General features: G+C 66.2%; 1 protein-coding gene. It reads right to left on the minus strand.

Features of this window, described 5'->3' with window-relative positions; all coding sequences use genetic code 11:
- Window positions 1-69: 69 nt before the first annotated feature.
- A protein-coding gene (locus CWIS_RS12495) for an IS3 family transposase (RefSeq protein ID WP_369796570.1) occupies window positions 70-1,223 on the minus strand; the annotation gives its coding sequence in 2 pieces (ribosomal slippage) (window positions 70-968 and window positions 968-1,223; 1,155 coding nt in all).
- Window positions 1,224-1,323: the final 100 nt, after the last annotated feature.

The following is a 1,323-nucleotide window of genomic DNA, read 5'->3' on the forward strand; positions in this document are numbered from 1 at the left end:
GGGACTGCTGCAGGGTCGGTTGACACCGTGACCTGCCCCACGGCCTGGTTACCACTATCGGTGTGGTGGTCAGGCGGGGATGGCTGGCGATTTGGAGCGTAGTTCGAACTCGATCGGGCTGAGGTAGCCCAGGCTGGAGTGGCGTCGGCGGCGGTTATGGAAGATCTCGATGTACTCGAAGATCGCGTTCGCGAGCTCGACCCGGGTGTTCCAGCGTTGTCGGTCGAGCAGCTCGATCTGCATGGAGGACCAGAAGGACTCCATCATCGCGTTGTCCAGGCCGTCGCCGACGGATCCAAACGAGGGCATGAGCCCGGCCCGGCGGATCCTGTCGCCGAACGCCCAGGAGGTGAACTGGGCGCCGTGATCGGCGTGCACGATCCCGCCGGGCGCTGGGTCGCGGTTGCTGATCGCCCTGTCGAGCGCATTGATCACCAGTCGGGTGTCCTGGGTGGAGTCGATCGACCAGCCGATGATCCTGCGGCTGTAGGCGTCCAGCACGCAGCAGCAGTAGAGCTTGCCTTCACGGGTGGGGTGCTCGGTGATGTCGGTGACCCACAGCTCGTTGGGTCGCACCCGGTGGAACTTGCGGTTCACCAGGTCACCGGCGCTCACGACACCCCGCAGGCGTTTGACGCGGGAGGGTCCGGGCAACCCGTAGACCCCGGCGTCGTGCATGAGCATGAACACCAGCCGTGAGCTGACGGTCACGTCCATCGCCATGGTCAGCTCGGCATGCACCCGTCGGTAACCGTAGGTGCCTCGGGAGGCGACATGAACCTCACGGATCAGGCCGGTCAGCCACTGACGGCGCAGCTGGGTCTGTGAAGTCGGTCGGTTGCGGTATCGGTAATAGCCCGGCTTGCTGACGCCCAGGATGCGGCAGCAGGTCAGGACGGGATGCCCGGCGGCGACGAGGGTGTCGATCACCGGGTGGACTCTTTTGGGTGTGGGGCCTCCTGTCCGAGCAGCTTGGAGGCGACCCGCAAGATCTCCACCTCACGCTCGAGCTCGCGGACCCGGGCCCGCGCCCGTCGCAACTCGGCGCTCTCCGTGCGCGGGACGCCCTCGATCTCGCCGCGGTCGATGCGATCCTGACGCAGCCAGTTCTGCAGACAGCTGCCGCTGATCCCGAGATCACCAGCAACGGCGGTCGCGGGCTTGCCGGCCCGCACGAGCGCGATCGCTCGGGTGCGGAACTCGGCCGGATACGGCTTCGGCATGGTTCAGACCTTCTCTCGTGAGAAGCCCGAACCACCAGACCCGAACTGGTAACCGAACCGTGGGGCAGGTCAGAGTGTCAACCAGCCCTGCAGCAGTCCC

Origin of the sequence: Cellulomonas sp. A375-1, assembly GCF_001040865.1 — a bacterium.
Classification (GTDB): domain Bacteria; phylum Actinomycetota; class Actinomycetes; order Actinomycetales; family Cellulomonadaceae; genus Cellulomonas; species Cellulomonas gelida.